General features: G+C 71.5%; 2 protein-coding genes. Both read right to left on the bottom strand.

Annotated features, from left to right (window positions below; all coding sequences use genetic code 11):
* Positions 1–182: hypothetical protein (locus ACFVX9_RS39840; RefSeq protein ID WP_387987216.1), on the bottom strand; the 182-nt coding region annotated here is incomplete at its 3' end.
* Between the two features lies 1 nt (position 183).
* Positions 184–494 (bottom strand): hypothetical protein (locus tag ACFVX9_RS39835; RefSeq protein ID WP_387987213.1); only part of this gene is annotated, 311 nt, incomplete at its 5' end.

Here is a 494-nt window from a genome sequence, read left to right as displayed (position 1 = left end):
CGGTAGTTGCGGTTGCGCCGCGACACGTCGGTCACGACGAGCCCGCCGACTACGTCCGCGACAGCTATCAGGTCGAGCTCGCGCAGGAGGTCGAGCACGCCGGTCGCGTCAAGCGTGCCACTACGGACTCGGTCCGGGGGCGCGTGCGCGGCACCTGTCGGCGGCGCGGCGACGATGGCCACGTCAGCACCCGCAGGACAGGCCCACGGAATCGCCACCCGGCAGCGACGAGCACGAAGTGGTGCAGTGCGCGCAGCCGGAGCACGGGCAGCCTTCCGCGGCGAGGGCCCTGACGCCGGTCAGCCCTGACAAGCCACGCAGGAAACCGGTGCGCACCTCACCCTGCAGGAACTCGACCGGGAGCGTGCGCGAGGTGGTCTCGGTGGTCCGCGCGTCGCGCCGCACCCAGACGAGCGTGTGACCGGGCCTCGTCTCCTCCGCGTGCAGCGCGTCCTTTGCATCGCATTCCACGAAGTGCGTGAGGGCCGCGTTGA

Origin of the sequence: Kitasatospora sp. NPDC058243, assembly GCF_042882025.1 — a bacterium.
Lineage (GTDB): Bacteria > Actinomycetota > Actinomycetes > Streptomycetales > Streptomycetaceae > Kitasatospora.
Note: the sequence above shows the minus strand (reverse complement) of the source record. Positions and strands in the feature narration are given on the sequence as shown.